The organism is Chryseobacterium sp. MDT2-18 (assembly GCF_030815285.1).
GTDB lineage: Bacteria > Bacteroidota > Bacteroidia > Flavobacteriales > Weeksellaceae > Kaistella > Kaistella salivictor.
On record NZ_JAUSWQ010000001.1, the window covers coordinates 407,191 to 428,109 of the forward strand.

Sequence of the window (20,919 nt, forward strand, 5' to 3'; positions counted from 1 at the left end):
ACCCCGCAAATGTTGCAGGGTTCATCGTATGGAAATTTTTTGTATTAAAAATGTATGATCTTTTTAAAACACTTTATCTTCAATGATTTCATTAAAAAAAAGAAACGTTCCTTTGAAAATAATCGCTTTTTTTTAATTCATGCGAAACTGATTTTAATTTTAAAGTAGATTCTCATCAACTTGATTTGGCAATGTTACTTTCAGGTTGGGTTCAATTTCCATCGCTCTTTTAATGGCGAAAATGGCACCTTCATTTCTTGCCCAGCTTCTTCGGGAAATTCCGTTGTTCACGTCCCAGAAAAGCATTGATTTTAATCTGCGGTCTGCATCTTCGCTTCCGTCAAGCAACATCCCGAAACCACCGTTGATCACTTCACCCCAACCAACGCCGCCGCCATTGTGAATACTCACCCAAGTTGCACCGCGGAAACTGTCGCCAATCACATTCTGAATCGCCATATCTGCCGTGAATCGGGACCCATCATAGATATTGGAAGTTTCACGGTATGGAGAATCCGTTCCTGAAACATCATGATGATCCCTGCCTAAAACGACCGGTCCAATTTCATTATTTCTAATGGCTTTATTAAAGGCTTCGGCAATTTTCATCCGACCTTCAGCATCGGCATAAAGAATTCTTGCCTGCGATCCAACGACGAGTTTATTTTCCTGAGCTCCCTTGATCCACTTTATATTATCCTGCATCTGCTGTTGAATTTCTGCTGGGGAATTTTTCATGATTTCTTCTAAAACTGTGCAGGCAATTTCATCGGTCTTTTGCAGATCTTCCGGTTTACCACTTGCGCAAACCCAGCGGAACGGGCCAAAACCGTAATCGAAACACATCGGTCCCATAATATCCTGAACATAACTTGGATATTTAAACTCTCTTCCCAAAGTTGGATGATCAGACATTACATCAGCACCCGCTCTGCTTGCTTCCAGTAAAAAAGCATTTCCATAATCGAAGAAATAGGTCCCTTTTTCTGTATGTTTATTGATTGCAGCAGCATGTCTCCGTAAACTTTCCTGCACTTTTTCTTTGAATAAACCAGGATTTTCCGCCATCATTTTATTGGATTCTTCAAAGGAAATTCCGACCGGATAATATCCTCCAGCCCAGGGATTATGCAGAGAAGTCTGGTCAGAGCCGATATCTATTTTTAAATTTTCACGGTCAAATTTCTCCCATACTTCAACGACATTTCCAAGATAGGCCAGAGAAACGGTCTCTTTGTTTTCTTGTGCTTTTTTTACTCTTTCCACCAATTCATTCAGGTTTTCATGAATTTCATCAATCCACTTTTGCTCATGACGGATCTTGGTGATTTTCGGATTGACTTCTGCGCACACCGTAATACAGCCGGCAATATTTCCCGCTTTCGGTTGTGCACCGCTCATTCCGCCCAAACCTGACGTAATAAACAATCCGCCTTTCGGTTCTTTTTTAATTTTTCTAAAAGCATTCAAAACCGTAATTGTCGTTCCGTGCACAATTCCCTGTGGACCGATATACATATAACTTCCGGCGGTCATTTGTCCATATTGCGAAACGCCTAAGGCATTCATTTTCTCCCAATCATCCGGTTTTGAATAATTCGGAATCACCATTCCATTGGTTACGACCACTCTCGGAGCATCTTTGTGTGAAGGAAACAGTCCCATCGGATGACCGGAATACATCGTTAAAGTCTGTTCATCGGTCATTTCTGACAGATATTTCATTGTCAAAAGATATTGCGCCCAGTTTTGGAAAACCGCTCCATTTCCACCATAAGTAATAAGTTCGTGAGGATGTTGGGCAACTGCGTAATCCAAATTGTTCTGAATCATTAACATAATCGATTTTGCCTGCTCCGATTTTCCCGGATATTCTGCAATATTTCTCGCTTTCATTTCATAATCCGGACGGAAACGATACATATAAATCCTGCCGTATTTTTCTAATTCCTCTTTAAATTCGGGCAACAATTCTGCATGAAATTTGGGTTCGAAATAACGCAAAGCGTTTTTCAGAGCGAGTTTTTTTTCTTCGTCAGAAAGAATTTCTTTCCGTTTTGGCGCGTGGTTGATTTCGGTTTCGTAGGGTTTTGGTTGTGGAAGTTCGCTGGGAATCCCCTGTTGAATCTGTTCTTTAAAAGTCATTTTAATATTCAAAGTTGTAAGTTGATTATTCGAAGTTTTAAAGATATTCAAATTAGAAAATACAAAGCAAAGAAATATGAAAAAAGTTCCGGTCTGTAAAAAGAGGAACTTTTATTTCAATTTAAAAATTAAAAAAACCTTACTTTTTGTAGTAAGGCTGTATTAATTACGACAAAAGATCTTCATTTTCTTCTTCGTGATCATCTTCATTATCGCTTCGACTGTAATAATTATTTTCTTCATCTTCAGAGCCAATTTCTTCCATCTCATCATCGGCGCTTGCACCGGGGACATCCAAATTTTCGTCTAAATCACTTTCTTCGGTTGATTCGGCGCTAATTGGATTTCCGTTTCCGTCCAGCGAAATATGTTCTTCCTGATTGAAAATATCATTTTCAGGATCGTAGTTCATCTGCTCCAGCTTTTCTTTTTGTTCATGCGTGTTATTCTGCGGTTTCATAATATAAGATTTGGTGTAATTATACTGCGACAAAAATGATTCCAATTTCTTTGAAAAAAGACAGCTTCAAAAAAACGTAATCCTTTTAATAATTGAAAAAAATCTATATTTGCGCTTGATATTTCAATGAAACAGGTGAATCGTGTGCAAATCACGAACTGTCGCGCAACTGTAATCCGCTGTCGGAAAGTCAGATCCCTACTTTGAAATTACAAATGCTTTCGCGATTTGAAGCAGAAAATTCAACGGACCATTCGTTCAGCTTTTTCTGTTCATTTCAATTATTAATGTTTTAATTCAATAACAATGAACTACGAAGAAAAAATCCAAAATTCCGAAACAAAAGTTTTCAAAGTCGTTTTTCCCAATATTACGAATCATCATAATACCATGTTTGGCGGAACGGTGATGGAAATGATGGATGAAGTCGCTTTTATGACCGCTACCCGATTTGCCAGAAAATCTTTTGTAACGGTAAGTTGCGACCGAATCGATTTCAAAAAACCTATTCCCGCAGATACTTTGGTAGAACTTATCGGCCGGGTAAAATATGTGGGAAACTCCAGTTTAAAAGTGAATATCGAGGTTTATGTGGAACAGATGTACGATGAAATAAGGGAAAAAGCGGTTTCCGGCGATTTTACTTTGGTCGCTATCGGTCCTGACAAAAAACCTGTGAAAATCTTTGAAAGAGAAGAAACGACGAACCAATTATAAATAAAAAATCCACGATGAAGTGGATTTTTTGATGTTATAAATCGTCATCAAGCATTTGATTTTTATTTTTTTCCCAAGCATCACCGTATGCTTTTTCCTGATTTTTCCAGGCTTTGGGAGGAACTGCGTTTTCCGCTTGCAGAGGACGGTCATTGATAATTATTTCGTCTTTTTTGTCGCTTTCGTTTCGAATCACCCGATCGTCAATACCAGGAATTTTGATGATTCTGCTGTCTTTTTTGTCGGTATCTTTATCTTTGTTTTTCATGATAGAAGGTTTATAATGGGATTGGACATTCTTAAACAAATAGTATTCCGAAATGAAACTGTATCTTCTGCAATAAAATGTAAGGAATGAAGAATATCAGTACCGAGTTTTAAAGTGAAACATCTTTTTTATTAAATGGAATTTTTTCTTCCGCATCATTAGAAAACGGTAAAAAAAATCTTTATCATTCCCAAATAATTCTTAATTTTTATTATTAAATTTGCCCTGATTGATATTATGGAAAAAGACAAAAAAAAAACCACCCCAAAACTGGCAGACCAAAACAAAACCCTTTCTAAACCGCGCATATTTTTCGGTATTTTATTTCTCGTGTTTTCGGTAGTCGCTGCCCTGTCGTTCATTTCTTATTTAATGAACTGGAAAGCGGATCAAAGCCAAGCTGGAACCATGTTGGATAAAACCATCAAATCGTCGAACATCTTTGGAAAAATCGGTGATTGGCTCGGCAATATTTTTATTTTTGAAAGCATCGGTATTGCAGCATTTCTGGTTGCTTTTCTCTTTTTCGTTTTTGGAATGATGATTCTGAAAAAAAATTATTTCAAACCGTGGAAAACCATTGGTCATTCCTTGTTTTTCATCTGTTGGCTTCCTATTTTTATGGGCGCACTCACCAAAGGCGACGGCGTTTTGAGCGGCGTTTACGGATTCCAAATCATGGATTTTTTAAATGCTGTTATCGGATCTGCAGGATTATGGATGGTGATTTTAGTAAGTATGGGTTTGTATTTTATTCTGGAATTTAATCTTCGTCCGAGCAGTATTAAAGCAAAACTGAGCAATTTAAATGACAGCACCATCGGTCGTGTCAAAGGAATGATGCCGCGTTCAGAAGAAAATTTTGAAGCTGATGAAGAATTGGAAGAACAGGCTCAGCAGGATGCGCCGAATGTTACGGTGACCGAAGTGAATCCGCAGCAGGAAGTTCTTCATAAAGAAATTGAAACCATTAAAACTCCCAATCAAACCTCGTTTGAAGAGGTTGAAGAAAAAACAACGGTTACTTTAAGTCCAGCTGCTTCTACAGCGGAAAAACCGAATGTTCCTAAAAATGATGATATTGATTTTAAAGTTGAAGTGGCAAAAACTATTGACATCATTGATGAAAGTGACCGCAAATCTCAGGAATTAGTTGATAAACACGGTTATTATGACCATCGACTGGAACTCGCTAAATTCCAGATGCCAACGATCGATTTATTAAGAGATTATGGCAATGAGGAAATCTCCGTTAATAAAGAAGAATTAGAAGAGAACAAAAATAAAATCGTCGGTTTATTGAAAAACTTTAATGTCGGAATTTCTGAAATTAAAGCGACGATAGGACCCACTGTTACGCTTTACGAAATCGTTCCGGAAGCTGGAATTCGTGTAGCATCGATTAAAAAACTTCAGGACGATATTGCTTTGAATCTATCGGCCTTAGGAATTAGAATTATCGCCCCGATGCCTGGAAAAGGAACGATCGGAATTGAAGTTCCAAGAAAAAACCCCTCTATGGTTTCCATGCGAAGTGTTATTGCTTCCCAGAAATTTCAAAATTCAGATATGGATTTGCCGGTTGTTTTTGGAAAAACAATTTCCAATGAAATCTTTATGGCCGATTTAGCAAAAATGCCACACTTACTGATGGCAGGTGCTACCGGACAGGGAAAATCTGTCGGGATTAATGCAATCTTAACTTCTCTCCTTTATAAGAAACATCCGAGTGAATTGAAGTTTGTAATGGTGGATCCTAAAAAAGTAGAACTTTCGCTTTATTCAAAAATTGAAAGACATTATCTGGCAAAACTTCCTGATGGCGAAGATGCGATTATTACCGATACACACAAAGTGATCAATACATTGAATTCCCTGTGTATCGAAATGGATCAGCGTTATGATTTGCTGAAAAACGCTTTCTGTAAAAATATAAAAGAATACAATAAGAAATTCTCTGAGCGAAAACTGAATCCAGAAAACGGACACCGCTATTTACCTTATATCGTTTTGGTAGTCGATGAATTTGCAGATTTAATTATGACCGCCGGAAAAGAAGTTGAGCTTCCGATCGCCAGATTAGCACAGTTGGCGAGAGCGGTAGGAATTCACTTAATCGTTGCAACCCAAAGACCTTCGGTAAACGTAATCACGGGGATGATTAAAGCGAATTTCCCTGCAAGAGCGGCTTTCCGTGTGATTTCAAGTGTAGATTCCCGCACGATTTTAGATTCTCCCGGAGCAGATCAGTTAATCGGGAAAGGTGACATGCTTTACTTTAATGGAAATGAAATTATGCGTTTGCAGTGTGCTTTTGTAGATACACCGGAAGTTGAAAAAATTGCCGAATTTATCGGTGAACAGAAAGGATATGCAAGTGCATTTATGCTTCCGGAATATTCTTCTGACGAATCTACTTCTACAGTGAACGCCTTTGATCCCAACGAAAAAGACGCTCTTTTCGAAGATGCTGCGAGAATATTGGTTTCTACCCAACAGGGTTCTACCTCAATGCTGCAAAGACAACTGAAATTAGGTTATAACCGGGCCGGAAGAATTATGGATCAGTTAGAAGCCAGTGGCGTTGTAGGAGGCTTCAATGGAGCAAAAGCGAGAGAGGTGCTAATCAGCGACTTAAATTCTTTGGAACAGTTTTTGGAAGAATTGCGAAAGTAAATTTTAACCTTAAACAACAGTTTAACTTTAAGGCTGATAATTCAACCAAAAATAAAAAAGAATGAAAACGATATTGAAAAAAATCTCAATTGTAATGATGGTTGCCGCTACCACTGCAAGTTTTTCTGCCCAGAAAATCGATGCGAAAGCAAAAACCATTTTAGATGCCATTGCCACCAGTTATAAAAGCAAAGACAACGTCTATTTTAAATTTGTTTATGGAACGGGAACCGGTAAAAAAGTAACCAAAACCGAACCCGGAATATTTTATTCTGCCAAAGACCTTTATAAATTAAAAATCATGGGTACTGAGCAGATTTTTGATGGAAATAAAATCTACAGCATTTCTGACGAAGACAAAGAAATTACCGTGGCAAAACCAACCGGAAGCGAGCAAATGTTCTCCCCACTTACTTATATTGAACAATACAAAAAAGGATACAACGTAAAATATGCCGGAAAAGTAACGGTAAACGGAGTAAGCTGCGATTATATTAAATTAACCCCGGTTAAAAATAATGGAATTAAAGAGGTCAACCTTTTTGTAAATTCGGCAAAAAAGCAAATTGTAAAAGTGGAACAGTTCTCAAATGACAACGCTGTTTCAGTAATTGCCATTAATAATTATAAAGAAAATCAGAAGTTGAGCAGCACTATGTTTACCTTCAATAAAGACCAATATAAAAATTATTTTGTCACCGAACTTTAGAACACATTAAATCACGATAAAAAAGTCACAAAGGGAACATTTCTTTTGTGGCTTTTTTGGTAAATTTGACTTATGATAAAAAAACTCGACGGCTACGTCATCAAAACTTTTTTCGGCCCGTTTCTTTTCATATTCAGTGTGCTGTTTTTCATTTTTGTGGTCAACATCATCTGGATCCGATTGGCGCAGTTTACCGGTAAAGGTTTGAGTTACTGGGAGATTTTGAAATTACTTTCTTATCTTTCCGCAATCGTAGTACAACTGGTATTGCCCCTGACAATTCTGCTCTCTTCCATAATGACTTTTGGTGATTTTGGCGAACGTTACGAGTTGGCGGCCATGAAAGCAGCCGGTATTTCGCTCACCAGGATTATGTTGCCATTGTTTGTCACTACCCTATTCTTTTCTGCTTTCCTGTTTTTCTTCTCCAATAATGTGGTACCCGATTTTCAGCGGAAGGCGAAGAATATGCTGTATAATATTGCCGCAACCAAACCTGCGCTGAACTTTACACCGGGACAATTCCTTCAGCAACTTCCGGGTTATAGTGTGAAATTTGATAAAATAACGGGTGAAAATGGTGAAAATTTAACAGGAATTTTTATTCATAAAATGGCGACTTCTTTTGAAGACCAGCAATCCATTGTCGCAGAAAAAGGAAAATTCGTTCCTGCAGATAATCCTAATTATTTAAAATTGGTTTTATTTAATGGCCATATTTACGAAGATCATTTGAATGGAATCGATTATAATGCCCGGTTAAAACAACCCGATCAGGCGATAAAATTTGATACTTTAGTTTCGCATTTTAATATTTCTGAAATCATTGACAAAGCGATTGAAGCAGAAAAAATCACCGATGACTACTCTTTTCAGAATGTTGTTGAACTGAATACTACTATTAAAAAAACCAAGAAAAGCAACGATGATATTATGAATAACATGACTTACGAACTGGTCAGCCAGGCCAACAGTTACGTAAGTTATGTAGATAAATCGAAGGCAAAAATTCCTGTCACAGCTCCTGCTAAAACAGATACAGTCAACAGTAAAAAAAAGGAGGAAATGCTCTATTCTGCGTATAACAAATTAGAAAACATCAAGCAGTCGACGTTGGGTAAAGAGGGACAGATTAAAGATATGCACGCCTATTTTGCACGCGTCGTCATGCATCAGCAAAGAATTGTTTCTTATTCCGTTACCTGTCTTATTTTCTTTTTAATCGGGGCAAGTTTAGGTTCGATTATCCGAAAAGGAGGTCTAGGATTGCCGGTAGTTATTGCTATTGTAATATTTATCCTTTTTTATGTTCTCAATCTTTCTGCAGAAAATATTGCGTGGTCTGGGGGAATAGATCCTTATCTGGCAGCCTGGTTGCCTAACCTTGTACTGCTTCCGTTTGGCGTTTGGTTAACTTATAAAGCATTAACAGATTCCCAACTCTTCGATGCTGAAAAATACAAATCGATGTTTAAACCGCTTATCAACAGGTTTTCAAAAAATAAGGAACATCAGCGGTACCGCTAAAAAATATAGTATTCATATTTATAAAGGATGGTTCGCCATCCTTTTTCTGTTGACTGAAAATTAATCTGATCAGCCTTTTTCAGGAATAAAAACTGGTTAAAAAAACACCTCTCCGAAAAGCACAAAAAAAGTTTATTGAAGAGAATCAATAAACTTTAATTTTTAATCAATCAATTTCTTAAATGATCAACTTCAATTTACTTCAAATATTTCGTAATAGAATCACTTGTCGGTTTCGTTGTGCTGATAAATGAATCAATTAAATGACCGTTTTCGTCGATCAGGAACTTGGTGAAATTCCACAGAATGGTCGTATTTTTAACACCGTTTAAATCCTTATCTGTAAGGTATTTGAAAATGGGTGCAATATCTTCTCCTTTTACAGAAACTTTTGCCGCCATGGGAAAAGTAACGCCGAAGTTTTTCTCACAGAAAGCCCCGATTTCCTGATTGCTGCCCGGCTCCTGGCCACCGAAATTATTGGCAGGGAAACCGATCACCACTAATTTATCGGGATAATCTTTCGACAGTTTTTCCAAATCAGCGTACTGAGGAGTAAATCCACATTCAGACGCGGTATTTACAACTAAAATCTTCTTGCCTTTAAAATCGGCAAAGTTGATTTCTTTCCCATCTAAACTTTCTACTTTGTAATCATAAATTGTATTTTCCATCGTATTGTTGGTGGTTTTAATCTGTGAAACATCGTTCTTCTGATTTTTGCAGCTTTGTAAAAAAACGCCTGAAGATAACAGAATTATAAATAGCTTTTTCATTACTTTAAAATTTAAAAGTATTCGCCGGGAATACCTTGTTGGTTTCTATTTTATTTAAAATCATTACAAAATCACTGTCTTTTTTCGGAGATGAAGATTCGATCCGGTAAGGCATCATCACAGATCCTACCATTTTATAATCAGAATATAATAATGTTTCATCTTTCTTAATTTCCTTCACCAGCATATACGTTTTAGAATCGAAAAAGTAGAGTGTTTTATTTACATTTTTAGTCAGTTCTACTTTATGGCAATAAATATCGCCCACTTTTTCTTTACCAAGGTATTTCGCATCAAAACCTTTATTTTCCCAGTCGATAAAATCGTTATCGAAACTCTCAGGCACATAATTCGGATATTCCTGGATTTTGTTGGCTGCATAATTCATTGCATATCCTTTTGTTCCATCGTAACCTTCTACTGCAGTTTCTTTTTTACCAATGGTAATAGTGGTTTTGGTAAGATTTGGTCTTTGCTGATAAATCTTAATCGGATATTCATCATTGATTCCTAAAGTCACTCTGCCCTGTAATAAGACGGAATTTAATAATTTCCAATTGGTTAATCCACCCGTTAATTCTATATTTTTGTCGATAATTTCTTTGGCTGTTTGCGCTGAAACTATAGAACCTATTGCCATTAATAAAACTAAAAATAATTTTTTCATATAATAAAATTACGCTCCGAAGGCGTTTTTTACAAAATTAACTGTTTACAAAATCCTGTTTTGCCTGACCAATTTTCAAATATATACTTTTTGAAATGAAATGATAATGATTTTAATTATGGGTAATGCTTATTTAACCAATTTTAAGTATGTTTATCCTAATATATTTTGAAGAATCTCTTAAGAATTGCTATTATTTTTCAGAATCCTCCGAGCTTTTTCTAAATCTTCCGGCACATCAATCCCGACCCCCACGAAATCGGTTTCAATCATTTTGATCTTCATGCCGTACTCCAGATAGCGGATACACTCAATTTTTTCTGCGATTTCCAGAGGACGCATTTTCAATTTTGCAAAATTCAGCAAAGCGCTTTTTCTAAAAGCATAAACGCCAATATGTTTAAAATATTCTGCTGTAACAGATGTTTCCCGCGGATATGGAATTACCGAACGGCTGAAATAGAGTGCCAATCCCTGATTATCAGTAATCACTTTCACGTTATTTGGATTTTCGATTTCCTCGATTTCCGTCAGTTTTATTTTTAAGGAAGCCAACGAAATTTGCCCGTCCAAATCATCATTAAAAACAGAGATCAGTTTTTTCAATGGTTCTGTCTTCAGAAAAGGTTCATCGCCCTGCACATTCACCACAATGTCGCAATCGATATTTGCTACAGCTTCTGCGATTCGGTCGCTGCCGGTCTCGTGTTTACCGGTCATCACAACGTTGCCACCTGAACTTTGGATTTCATTAAAAATAATTTCGGAATCGGTTGCAACGAATACTTCGTCAAACAATTCCGTTTCTACTACATTTTGATACGTGGTTGCAATGACCGTTTTTTCACCCAAAATCTGCATGAGTTTTCCGGGAAACCTGCTGGCTTCGTAACGGGCGGGAATAACAGCGATAGTCTTCAAATTACTTGTGTTTATTTAATATTTTCTCCAAACGCTCATCGGGTTCATAGTCTAAAACATCAATAAGTTTTACATTTTTGAAATCAGGATGAGTCGTATTTATAATGATTTTGTGATTTTCAGGAAGAACAGAAGGAACTTTTAACATTAAAGTTGCCCGCCGGTCATACCAGAAATCACCTCGGTTCTGAAGTTCTGAATAAGCCTCAAGACCCCGCCAGTTTTTAGGCAACTTTTTGGCATCTATCTGTTCCATACTTTCACCGGAAATCTCAATAATCATGATTTTATAATCACGATTAAAACCGGTTCCACAGCGGTAAACCATATTCTCTAATAAAGCCAGCGAAATATTTTCCGAAGTATAAAGAACTAATTTCCCATTGCTGTTCCACCTACCGGAAAGCTCACTTACAGAAAGGTTTTCGGCATATTTTTTATGGACAATTCTAAAAACCAGCATTCAAAAAAATTATATGGGATAACCTTGTGCCATCCTTTCAAGACGGACAATCAATAAATCTACTCCACCTGAAGTATTTAAAAAATCGGAGGGTTTTTCTTCAGAATTCCAAAAGGGTTTTTCCAGCCAATTATTAAATTCATCGATATTTCCCAGAAATTCTTTTCCTTTTTCAAATAAAGCAATCAACTTTAAAAGATGTTCGCTGTGATTGGGTTCTAAAGATTTATTCAGTTCCCGATAATTACTAATGGTTCTGGGGGAAAGATTAAGAACTGAAGCCAACATTTTTTCGGGCATTTTTATAGACTCCGCAAAGGTGTAAAAAACATCGGTTTGGATTCCTGCTTTTGCTTTTTTTACCAGAGAATAATCATTTTGAAAAACAAAATTTCTGTAGGAAGTATTTCCGTAAGCAACTGCCTGCTCAGAAACCAAGCTTTTTTCACTCTCTTTTTTATGTGATTTTGTTTTCATCTTCTTTTTCCCTACCACAAAGGTAGAAATTTTTCTATTGCAAAAACGAATTTTTTCAACATGATTTAAAAAACTAAACCAATTTGGTCAAAGCATTTTCCAATCTCGGCAACATATTTTTGATTTCATCTAAAGAAACTCCTCCTGCCGAAGCACGGAACCACGGCATGTTGCGAGAGTTTCCGAAAGCCGAAAACGGAACCAAAGCAATTCCCGCTTCTTCAATCAAATAGAAAACAAGATCAGAAGAATCTGCAATTACATTTCCATCAGGTTTCGTTTTTCCGATATAATCTAGTTCCACTGTTAAATAAAGCGCGCCCATCGGCTGAATACTTTCCACAGAAAAGCCTTTATGTTTAAGATTCTGAATTCCGTTGTGGAGAACAGTTAAACTTTCCGCGATTTCTCCTTTAAAATGATTCACGAATTCATCCACTTTTTCCGGATGATTCAGTAAAACTGCCACGGCTTCCTGTTCAGGTTTTGGCGCCCAGGCTCCAATGTGTCCCAGCAAAGCTTTCATTTTATCGATAATTAAAGACGGTCCAAAACTCCAGCCTACACGGATTCCGGTAGCAGCAAAGCATTTGGAAGCGCCATCAATATAAATTGTATAATCTTTTAATTCAGGATACAAAGAAACAGGATCGAAATGCTTGCCGCCAAAAGTCAGCATCGCGTAAATTTGATCGTACATCAAATACAAAGGCTTTTCTCCGTCGCTGCGATTTTTATTTTCCTCCAGAATCAGTTCACAAATTTCAGCGAGCTGCTGTTTCGTAAACATCGTTCCAGTAGGATTCAAAGGCGAACAAAGCGCAATTAAAACCGCTCCTTTTAAATGAGGTTTTAAGTCAGCAGCAGTCGGTAAGAAATTATTTTCCGCTGTAGTTTCCACTTCTACTTTCTGTGCTTCCGTCAAATAAGAATAGTGATTGTTATTCCATGATGGCACCGGATAAATGACTTTGTCATCTGGATCTACAATTGTTTTAAATGCCGCGTAAATCAACGGTCTGGAACCGCCGGCAACCAAAATATCATTTTCAGAATAATCCAGATTCCAACGGTTTTTAATGTCTTTTGAAATCGCTTTTCGCAAAGACAAAAGGCCGTTCGCAGGCGGATAATTGGTTAAATTATTTTGATAAGCTTTCTGAATTTCCTCTTTTAATAAATCCGGAATAGGATAAATATTGGAATTGAGATCACCAATCGTAAGATTCGCAATTTCTGCGCCCTGTGCTTTCAAATCATTGACTTGACTTCCTATTTTGATAATTTCTGAGCCAATGAGATTGGCGGCCAATTTTGATATTTTCATTATTTTTTAATTAAACGAATTATTTTGAACTTCATTGATAATCTCATTCAAAAATACAAATTTTAATTGCTGCAGATATCATTTAAAGCAAGAACGGCTAAAAAAAATTGGTAAAAATTTCATCCACTTTTACCAATTATTAATAAACAGATTTTTACAAATTCAAATCCTGTTTTACAATTTTGATTTTTTCTTCCAGAACCAGCAGTTTTTCTTTAAATTCCTGTGCAGAATTTATCGCATCTTTCACAGAAACGTAGAATTTAATTTTTGGTTCTGTTCCGGATGGGCGAACACAAACTTTCGTGCCATCTTCCGTATAATAAATCAAGACATTCGACTTTGGAATGTCATTCATCACCGATTTTTTATTGTCCAGAAGATTCAAAGAAGTTTGTTCCTGGAAATCTTTTACGACGGCCACTTTGGAACCTGCAATTTCTTTTGGCGGATTTTCACGGAAATCTTTCATCATCTGCTGAATTTCTTCGGCACCGGTTCTCCCCTTTCTCACCACGTTTACCAATCCTTCATAATACATTCCGAGGTCTTTGTAAATATCGATCATGTATTCGAAAACCGAACTGCCGTTGGCTTTACACCAAGCTGCAATTTCGCAGGCGAGCAAAATTGAACCACAGGAATCTTTATCGCGAACGAAATCTCCGGTCATAAAACCGAAACTTTCTTCACCCCCACAAATGAATTTTTCTTTGCCTTCGAAATCACGGATCATTTTCCCGATCCATTTAAAACCGGTTAATCCAACTTTGCAGTCAACGCCGAATTTTTCAGCAATATCATAGAAAATATCAGAAGTTACAATCGTAGAACCGATGAATTCTTTTCCGGTGATTTTTCCGGCTTTTTTCCATTGGTCTAAAATGTAATAGGTTAAAATCGTATTGGTTTGATTTCCGTTCAAAAGTTGCATTTCACCTTCTAAATTTCTGACCGCAATTCCCAGTCGGTCTCCGTCTGGATCCGTTCCCAGAACGATATCGCCATTGGTAATCCTGGCTAAATCCATCGCCATTTCCAACGCTGCCGGTTCTTCCGGATTGGGCGAATCAACGGTGGGGAAATTCCCACTCGGAATCATCTGTTCTCTCACCAAATCAACTTTTTTGAAGCCTGCTTTTTTCAGCGCCTGAGGAACAGTTGCATATGTAGTTCCATGGATTGAACTGAAAACAATATTCAGATTATCTCTGCCAACATTCTGGTAAAGAGAGTTTTCCATACAGGCATCGATATACACATCATCCTGTTCCGGACCGATCCATTCGATCAAATCGTCGTTTCCGCTGAATTTAATTTCATTGAATTTTACCGAATAAACTTCTTTAATAATATTCTCATCATCTGGCGGAACAATCTGCGCGCCATCGTTCCAATATACTTTGTAACCGTTATATTCAGGTGGATTGTGAGAAGCGGTCAATACGATTCCGGCGTTGCATTTCTTATCTCTCACCGTGAAAGAAAGTTCCGGCGTTGGACGGTGTTCTTTGAATAACAAAACTTTGATTCCGTTGGCCGTTAAAACATCGGCACACATTTTCCCGAATTCTTTTGAATTATTCCGAACATCATAAGCAATCGCAACTTTAATTTGCTGATTCGGAAACTGCTGATGAAGATAATTTGCTAAACCTTGAGTTGCTTGACCAAGCGTATATTTATTCAAACGGTTGGTTCCAACACCCATGATTCCACGCATTCCGCCTGTTCCGAATTCTAATTCCCGGTAAAAAGAATCTTCTAATTCATCCGAATTCGTATCGATCCAGTTTTGAATAGTTTTTTGTGTTTCTTCATCGAAAGTATCTGTTAACCAGAGTTTTGCTTTTTCTAAGGTGGTCATATCTTATTATTTTTTTATTTAAAATTTTTCAGAACCGCTTAGTCCAATTCTTTATGTTGAACCGTTGCTGTCTGTTCTATTTTCAAGGCGCTGATCGGCTCGTTATAATACGTGAGTTTCGCCGTATTTTTAATGCTTCCTTTTAAAGAATCTTTCACATTTACTTCCGCATAATTTCCATTTTTTGATTCAATCTTTAAATGGTCAATCATCCAGTAAGGAGCGATAATGCTTGCGGTATCAGAGATTTTCAAAACCGCGTTTTTTGTTTTGCCCAAAAAATTAGCGCGGCTTTTTTCAGTCATTTCAACTTCTGCTTTTCTGGAATTGACCGACCCAATAAATTTAGCGTTATTTTTTAAAGTAAGTTTAAAATTATCCGTCTTTATTTCGCTGGAAATATTTAATTCAGCAGAATCAGACATGGATACTTTTTCCAGATTATATCTCGAATAAATGGTGATATTGTAGAAATCGACTCCCTCTGTTTCGCGGTTTTCCGAAATGGTTAACGTTTTATCTTTTACTTTGATTTTTAAATTACCGCCTACATTTTTATAAGTTTCAACATTCACAAAACTGCTGTCACTTTTAATATAAAAAGCCCGGAATTTACCGTTGAGATTAAGATTGACAAAATCCTCCACCTTGATATCATGGCTTACAATATCTCCTTTTGGCGAAACTTTTCCGCAGGAGACCAAACTGAATATGAGCAGTGTATAAATTAAATTCTTCATTATTAAATTTTCTAAAACCAATTTTTCCGGATCAATATCTTTACCGATTTTCTAAAGCCTTTATATTACTTCCTCCACGTGATAATTCTCGTGCTGTCTGTTGGTTCTGATGATCATTTCTCCCAGAAATCCTGCGATGAAAAGCAGCGTTCCCAAAACCATCATGGTTAAAGCAATAAAAAACCAGGCATTATTGGTTAAAAGATGACCATAAATTCCACGGGAAACATCTATTAATTTTGAAATTCCCAGCCAGAAGGCAGATAAAAATCCTGCGATAAACATCAATGTTCCTGCTGCTCCGAAAAAATGCATCGGTCGCCCGCCAAACCGGCTTACAAACCAAAGGGTAATTAAATCTAAAAAGCCGCGGACAAAACGCTCCGTTCCAAATTTAGAACTTCCATACGGTCTTGCCTGATGCTGCACCGGTTTTTCAGTAATCTTCCTGAAACCGGCATTGGCAGCCAAAACGGGAATATATCGGTGCATATCTCCATACACATCGATGGATTTTACCACCTGTTTTTTATACGCTTTCAAGCCACAATTAAAATCATGAAGGGAAACTCCAGAAATACTTCTTGCAGCAGCATTAAAGATTTTAGACGGAATATTTTTGGTCATTACATTATCAAAACGTTTCTTTTTCCAGCCCGAAACAATGTCGTAACCTTCCGTTTTAATCATGTCATATAATTCAGGAATTTCTTCGGGAAAGTCCTGTAGATCGGCATCCATCGTGATAACAACCTCTCCGTTTGCTCTTGCAAAAGCGGCGTGCAAAGCTTGAGATTTACCGTAATTTCTGGAAAATTTAATTCCGTGAATTTGCGGATACTGCACTTTTAAATTTTCGATAATATTCCATGAAAGATCGGTGCTTCCATCATCTACAAACCAGATTTCGTAGGAAAGGTTATGGGAATTACAAACTTTGTCGATTCTTGAAAAAAGTTCGTCGAGAGATTCTTCTTCGTTGAGAAGTGGTATGATGATGGATAAATTCATTGATAATAATAGATTATTGAGACAAAATTAGGGGTTTATTTTTTTTAATCAGCAATTGTGCAAATGATTAAAATCAAAGTTCTGATCTGCTGCGGAAAAAACTGGCAAAAAACGTAGATAAAATCACGTAGAAAACAAGAATTGCGGCGAAATAATAAGTGAACTGGCGAAAGCTGAAAAAATCTTTATCCTTGGTCATTTCGTGGGAAATACGCAGCTTGTTCTGTTGGTATTCGGTTTCCAGTTCCGCTTTCTGCTCCTCAGTTTTTAGGATGGGTTTCGCTTTATTGTACTCGTTATCCATTTCAATTTTCTGTCTTTCAAGGTATTGAAAATTCAATAAATCTTTGGCAGCCGGATCTACAAAGTTTAAAAACAGAAACATGGTGAGGACTGATAAAAACCCGCCAAAGAACATGGGTTTAAAAGCGCGGCCAAAACCTTCCCGAAACCCCATCCTGATTCCTGCTTTTCTCAGCGAATTTACGGAGATATAGGCACCCGCCAAATAAATAACCGGCATCACAAAGGAATTCATAAGCATCGTATTATCGAAATAATCGGTATTCATTCCGAAAAAATACATTCCAAAGAAAACGACCATTGTGGCAATAAACAGCATGAAACCAATGGTATAGACATTTTTTATCATATTTAAAGTACTAAATTTTATTATTTTTTTGTTTTGAATTTTGAAATTTGAATTAAAGGCGTATATTTGCAACGGCAAGTCCTAAACAACCAGCTCCTGAGACTCCTCCAGGGTGGGAACGCAGCAAAGGTAATCGGTTGTAGCGGTGTGATTTAGGTAGCTTGCCATTTTTTGTGCCTTATAGTCTCATTTTTTATTTCACTTAAAGTTTTTTCGTCCGTCCAATTCTCTTTGGTTTTAAGATAATTAATCTGCATATCTGAAACTTTAAATTATTTTGTGAATTCCCGAAACGTTTTTCTTTTACTCAATTCTTCTTTTTAAATTTCAAAATCTTCACCTAATTTCGGTAAAGTGAATTCGATATTTCTTTCTGAAAAGAGCTGATAAGCATCCTCGTGATTGATTTTAATCGGCGGGAACGTATCGAAATGACAACCTATTACTCTTTTAGTTTTTAATAATTCTGCTGCTGCAAAACTTGCTTTGCGGGCACACATGGTATAATGCGAACCAACGGGAAGAATTGCCACATCGATGTTGCCAAACAGTTTTGGAAACATTTCCATATCTGCCATTACCCCGGTATCGCCTGCCAAATAAATATTTTTACCGGGAAATCTGAAAACATATCCTGCAGGTTCGCCACCGTACGTTCCATCAGGGAAAGAACTGGTATGGCTTGCCGGCACCATTGATATTTTCAAATCTTCAATCTTTGCAGAACCCCCGAAATTAATATCAACCGAATTCTGATGACCAAAATAGCCGCAAATTTCCGGTTGACCGATTACAGTTGCATCCGGATGATGTTGCAGCACTTCTTTTACATCAGCAATATGATCGCCGTGAGCATGGGTAATCAACACATAATCGATCTTCTGTACTTTGATATCAAAACCGGATTTCTCTTTCTGATAATTATAAAAAGGATCAGATAATATATTTTTTCCTTTATAGGTGAACAAAAAGCAGTTTTGTCCGAGAAATTGTATTTTCATTGTAGAATCCATCATCTCGATTTTTAAATTTTAATTAAAATAATTGAGTCCTGCTGCAACCAAAACAGCCATTGTCAAAGTTAAAATCCCTACCTGCTTTAAAAACGGATCGAGTTCTTTCGGTTCTTTTACCTGCATAATTTTTCTTCGAAGCGCCGTCATCGGAAGCATCAGGATAAAAAAGATAAATGCATAATATTTTCCTTCGGTATGCAAACCGTTCATCATCATAAAAACCAATATTAAAAGCAAAGGCAATTGCAACAGGATTATTTCATACACCATTGCTCCTTTAAAACCTAAACGTAATGCTAAAGTTTTCTTTCCGCTCAAGGCATCACTTTCGATATCCCGCATATTATTCAGATTCAAAACTGCGGCACTCAATAAACCTACTGCTGTAGCCGGTAACAGCACATCCCAGTCGAAATGTTTGGTAAAAAGGAAATAACTTCCACCCACCGAAACCAAGCCGAAAAAGATAAAAACCATGATATCGCCCAGACCTAAGTAACCGTAAGGTTTTTTACCGATCGTATACCCAATCGCAGCTAAAATACAGGCAACTCCCAATCCCACAAAAGTGTAAAATTCATTCATTAGGTTTTCTCTAAAGAATGCCAAGTACAAAAGCGCAACTGTGGCAACCAGAGATAAAACAGAAAACAGGATTACAGCATTTCGCATTTGAGTTGCGGTGATTCTTCCAGAAGCTACGGCTCTTTGCTCTGCTTCATTGGCTCTTAACTGATCGGTTCCTTTGATTCCGTCGCCATAATCATTGGCAAAATTCGAGAGAATCTGATAGAGTAACGTGACCAGCATTGCCATTGCAAAAATTGTCCAGTCCCATGTTCCGCCACTTTCATGAATTCTCCATTTTGCAATAAAAGAACCCAAAATTATTCCACTCATCGAAAGTGGTAATGTTCGCAGACGCGCTGCTTTTATCCAATCTGTCATAGTTTAGAGATTTGAGATTTAGAGATTTGAATTAAGAGACCAGTCTATTTTTTTGAATATCCATTATCTCCTGTCTTACAGTCTCCTATCTCATTTAAGAGATCCATTTATTATCGCCGAAATCGGGTTTTCTTTTTTCGAGGAAGGCATTTCGTCCTTCTTTTGCTTCTTCGGTCATGTATGCCAAACGGGTAGCTTCGCCGGCAAAAACCTGCTGCCCCACCATTCCGTCGTCGGTTAAATTCATCGCAAATTTCAGCATTCTGATGGACATTGGCGATTTCCCCAAAATCTCTTCCGCCCATTCGTAAGCGGTATCTTCCAGTTCTGCATGGGGAATTACAGCATTCACCATTCCCATATCGGCAGCTTCCTGAGCAGAATAATTTCTTCCTAAAAAGAAAATTTCTCTGGCTTTTTTCTGTCCCACCATTTTGGCTAAATATGCAGATCCGTATCCGCCATCAAAACTGGTAACATCGGCGTCGGTCTGTTTAAAAATCGCATGTTCTTTACTCGCTAAAGTCAAATCACAAACGACGTGCAGCGAATGCCCGCCACCTACAGCCCAACCATTAACCACTGCAATCACGACCTTTGGCATGAAACGGATCAATCGCTGAACTTCTAAAATATTCAGACGGTGTCTTCCGTCTTCACCTACGTAACCCTGTTCTCCACGTGCTTTCTGATCACCGCCACTGCAAAAAGCATGGCCTCCATCTTTCGGACTTGGTCCTTCGCCAGTGAGTAATACCACTCCTACCGAAGCATCTTCGGAAACGTGGTAAAAGGCATCATATAATTCTGAGGTTGTTTTCGGACGAAACGCATTGCGTACTTCCGGTCTGTTAAAGGCTATTCTTGCGACTCCTCCTTTTTTTTGGTAGGTAATATCTTCGTATTCTCTGACGGTTTTCCAGTCTGTCATTTTGCGTAAAATTTTGCGTAAAGGTAAGGAAAATAAAAAGCCGGGTCAAAACGAAAATAGGTTTATATTGGTAGCATTTCGCTGTGATTAGGAGCAACGCTATTATTTTTTTTTCAGGAACCTACAGTTGCTTTCCGCTGTAATTCCCCACGCGAGAGACCAATGCTTACTTTCTCTGACCTTTCCTAATTCAAGCAGATTTTCTTCACAAATCTTAAAGACGTAATAATTTGGCAATAGTGGCAATCTCTCTTACAATCCTCCAAAAAAGATTTGGTCAGGCTGAATTATTCGATTTTTACTGCAGGAACAAATATAGATTATTTTGTAACTACGACCGTTCTGAAACCTTCCGAGATCTTCCGTTTTGGCACCCGAAACAGCTACTTTCCAGTGAAACACTCATGCCTTTTTTGCTCTTTTGAATAACTTCATTTTACAAAAACTTTTGTCCCTTTTGTGGTTGAAAAATTTTCAACATTAAGAAATTAAGTGAAGTAAGATTTCATTCGAAAAGTGAAACACGCATGCCTTTTTTGCTCTTTTGAATAACTTCATTTTACAAAAACTTTTGTCCCTTTTGTGGTTGAAAAATTTTCAACATTAAGAAATTAAGTGAAG

At 37.4% G+C, this 20,919-nt stretch carries 20 protein-coding genes, 1 other RNA gene and 1 riboswitch; of the genes, 5 read left to right on the forward strand and 16 right to left on the reverse strand.

All coding sequences use genetic code 11. The features are described from left to right. Window positions 1–159: 159 nt before the first annotated feature. Both QF004_RS01815 and QF004_RS01820 read right to left on the reverse strand, forming a co-directional pair. Complete coding sequence (locus QF004_RS01815; RefSeq protein WP_307422136.1) at window positions 160–2,145, reverse strand: urocanate hydratase; 1,986 nt, start codon at window positions 2,143–2,145, stop codon at window positions 160–162. A 166-nt stretch (window positions 2,146–2,311) separates the two neighbouring features. Then, complete coding sequence (locus tag QF004_RS01820; protein ID WP_307422138.1) at window positions 2,312–2,605, reverse strand: hypothetical protein; 294 nt, start codon at window positions 2,603–2,605, stop codon at window positions 2,312–2,314. An 88-nt stretch (window positions 2,606–2,693) separates the two neighbouring features. Beyond that, window positions 2,694–2,826, forward strand: a riboswitch (cobalamin riboswitch). Window positions 2,827–2,911: 85 nt separating this feature from the next. On the opposite strand from QF004_RS01820, the gene QF004_RS01825 reads away from it, so the two are divergent. Beyond that, window positions 2,912–3,322, forward strand: coding sequence for an acyl-CoA thioesterase (locus QF004_RS01825; RefSeq protein WP_133440642.1), 411 nt, complete (start codon window positions 2,912–2,914; stop codon window positions 3,320–3,322). Window positions 3,323–3,356: 34 nt separating this feature from the next. Here QF004_RS01825 and QF004_RS01830 read toward each other — a convergent pair whose 3' ends face one another. After that, a complete protein-coding gene (locus tag QF004_RS01830; protein ID WP_133440643.1) occupies window positions 3,357–3,590 on the reverse strand; it encodes a hypothetical protein in 234 nt (77 codons plus the stop codon). A 237-nt stretch (window positions 3,591–3,827) separates the two neighbouring features. Here QF004_RS01830 and QF004_RS01835 point away from each other — a divergent pair, with 237 nt between their 5' ends. The 3 genes from QF004_RS01835 to QF004_RS01845 all read left to right on the forward strand — a co-directional run bounded on the left by QF004_RS01835 (window position 3,828) and on the right by QF004_RS01845 (window position 8,502). After that, window positions 3,828–6,266, forward strand: coding sequence for a DNA translocase FtsK (locus QF004_RS01835; RefSeq protein ID WP_307422140.1), 2,439 nt, complete (start codon window positions 3,828–3,830; stop codon window positions 6,264–6,266). 61 nt (window positions 6,267–6,327) lie between these two features. Continuing rightward, window positions 6,328–6,975, forward strand: coding sequence for an outer membrane lipoprotein carrier protein LolA (locus tag QF004_RS01840; protein ID WP_133440645.1), 648 nt, complete (start codon window positions 6,328–6,330; stop codon window positions 6,973–6,975). 72 nt (window positions 6,976–7,047) lie between these two features. Then, window positions 7,048–8,502, forward strand: a complete 1,455-nt coding sequence (locus tag QF004_RS01845; protein ID WP_307422142.1) for an LptF/LptG family permease — start codon at window positions 7,048–7,050, stop codon at window positions 8,500–8,502. Window positions 8,503–8,699: 197 nt separating this feature from the next. Here the strand turns inward: QF004_RS01845 and QF004_RS01850 are convergent, their stop codons facing one another. From QF004_RS01850 to QF004_RS01895, 10 genes are all read right to left on the reverse strand, one after another. Beyond that, on the reverse strand, window positions 8,700–9,176 hold the full coding sequence (locus QF004_RS01850) for a glutathione peroxidase (RefSeq protein WP_373456859.1): 477 nt from the start codon (window positions 9,174–9,176) through the stop codon (window positions 8,700–8,702). A 106-nt stretch (window positions 9,177–9,282) separates the two neighbouring features. Further along, window positions 9,283–9,945: a histidine kinase gene (locus QF004_RS01855; RefSeq protein ID WP_307422145.1), complete on the reverse strand. Its 663-nt coding sequence runs from the start codon at window positions 9,943–9,945 to the stop codon at window positions 9,283–9,285. 180 nt (window positions 9,946–10,125) lie between these two features. After that, the gene (gene kdsB / locus QF004_RS01860; protein WP_307422146.1) at window positions 10,126–10,866 is read right to left on the reverse strand and encodes a 3-deoxy-manno-octulosonate cytidylyltransferase; all 741 of its coding nucleotides are present in this window, start codon (window positions 10,864–10,866) and stop codon (window positions 10,126–10,128) included. 1 nt (window position 10,867) lies between these two features. Next, complete coding sequence (locus tag QF004_RS01865) at window positions 10,868–11,329, reverse strand: RES family NAD+ phosphorylase (RefSeq protein WP_307422148.1); 462 nt, start codon at window positions 11,327–11,329, stop codon at window positions 10,868–10,870. 9 nt (window positions 11,330–11,338) lie between these two features. Continuing rightward, complete coding sequence (locus QF004_RS01870) at window positions 11,339–11,806, reverse strand: antitoxin Xre-like helix-turn-helix domain-containing protein (RefSeq protein WP_307422149.1); 468 nt, start codon at window positions 11,804–11,806, stop codon at window positions 11,339–11,341. A gap of 73 nt (window positions 11,807–11,879) precedes the next feature. Then, the gene (locus QF004_RS01875; protein WP_307422151.1) at window positions 11,880–13,133 is read right to left on the reverse strand and encodes a pyridoxal phosphate-dependent aminotransferase; all 1,254 of its coding nucleotides are present in this window, start codon (window positions 13,131–13,133) and stop codon (window positions 11,880–11,882) included. A 154-nt stretch (window positions 13,134–13,287) separates the two neighbouring features. Further along, window positions 13,288–15,000 (reverse strand): phospho-sugar mutase, encoded by a 1,713-nt coding sequence (locus QF004_RS01880; RefSeq protein ID WP_307422153.1) that lies wholly within the window; start codon window positions 14,998–15,000, stop codon window positions 13,288–13,290. A 38-nt stretch (window positions 15,001–15,038) separates the two neighbouring features. Further along, window positions 15,039–15,740: a GIN domain-containing protein gene (locus QF004_RS01885; protein WP_307422155.1), complete on the reverse strand. Its 702-nt coding sequence runs from the start codon at window positions 15,738–15,740 to the stop codon at window positions 15,039–15,041. A gap of 60 nt (window positions 15,741–15,800) precedes the next feature. Then, window positions 15,801–16,751 (reverse strand): glycosyltransferase family 2 protein, encoded by a 951-nt coding sequence (locus QF004_RS01890; protein WP_307422157.1) that lies wholly within the window; start codon window positions 16,749–16,751, stop codon window positions 15,801–15,803. A gap of 73 nt (window positions 16,752–16,824) precedes the next feature. Next, the gene (locus QF004_RS01895; protein WP_307422159.1) at window positions 16,825–17,403 is read right to left on the reverse strand and encodes a DUF4199 domain-containing protein; all 579 of its coding nucleotides are present in this window, start codon (window positions 17,401–17,403) and stop codon (window positions 16,825–16,827) included. Between the two features lie 72 nt (window positions 17,404–17,475). Here QF004_RS01895 and ffs point away from each other — a divergent pair. Next, an RNA gene (ffs, locus tag QF004_RS01900) (signal recognition particle sRNA small type) lies at window positions 17,476–17,573 on the forward strand. 150 nt (window positions 17,574–17,723) lie between these two features. On the opposite strand, the gene QF004_RS01905 is transcribed toward ffs, so the two are convergent. The 3 genes from QF004_RS01905 to QF004_RS01915 all read right to left on the reverse strand — a co-directional run bounded on the left by QF004_RS01905 (window position 17,724) and on the right by QF004_RS01915 (window position 20,298). Continuing rightward, window positions 17,724–18,404: a metal-dependent hydrolase gene (locus tag QF004_RS01905; RefSeq protein ID WP_133441124.1), complete on the reverse strand. Its 681-nt coding sequence runs from the start codon at window positions 18,402–18,404 to the stop codon at window positions 17,724–17,726. A gap of 30 nt (window positions 18,405–18,434) precedes the next feature. Further along, a complete protein-coding gene (gene menA / locus QF004_RS01910; protein WP_133440657.1) occupies window positions 18,435–19,367 on the reverse strand; it encodes a 1,4-dihydroxy-2-naphthoate octaprenyltransferase in 933 nt (310 codons plus the stop codon). Window positions 19,368–19,461: 94 nt separating this feature from the next. Continuing rightward, window positions 19,462–20,298 carry a 1,4-dihydroxy-2-naphthoyl-CoA synthase gene (locus QF004_RS01915; RefSeq protein WP_133440658.1) on the reverse strand — a complete coding sequence of 279 codons (837 nt, stop codon included), beginning with the start codon at window positions 20,296–20,298 and terminating at the stop codon, window positions 19,462–19,464. Window positions 20,299–20,919: the final 621 nt, after the last annotated feature.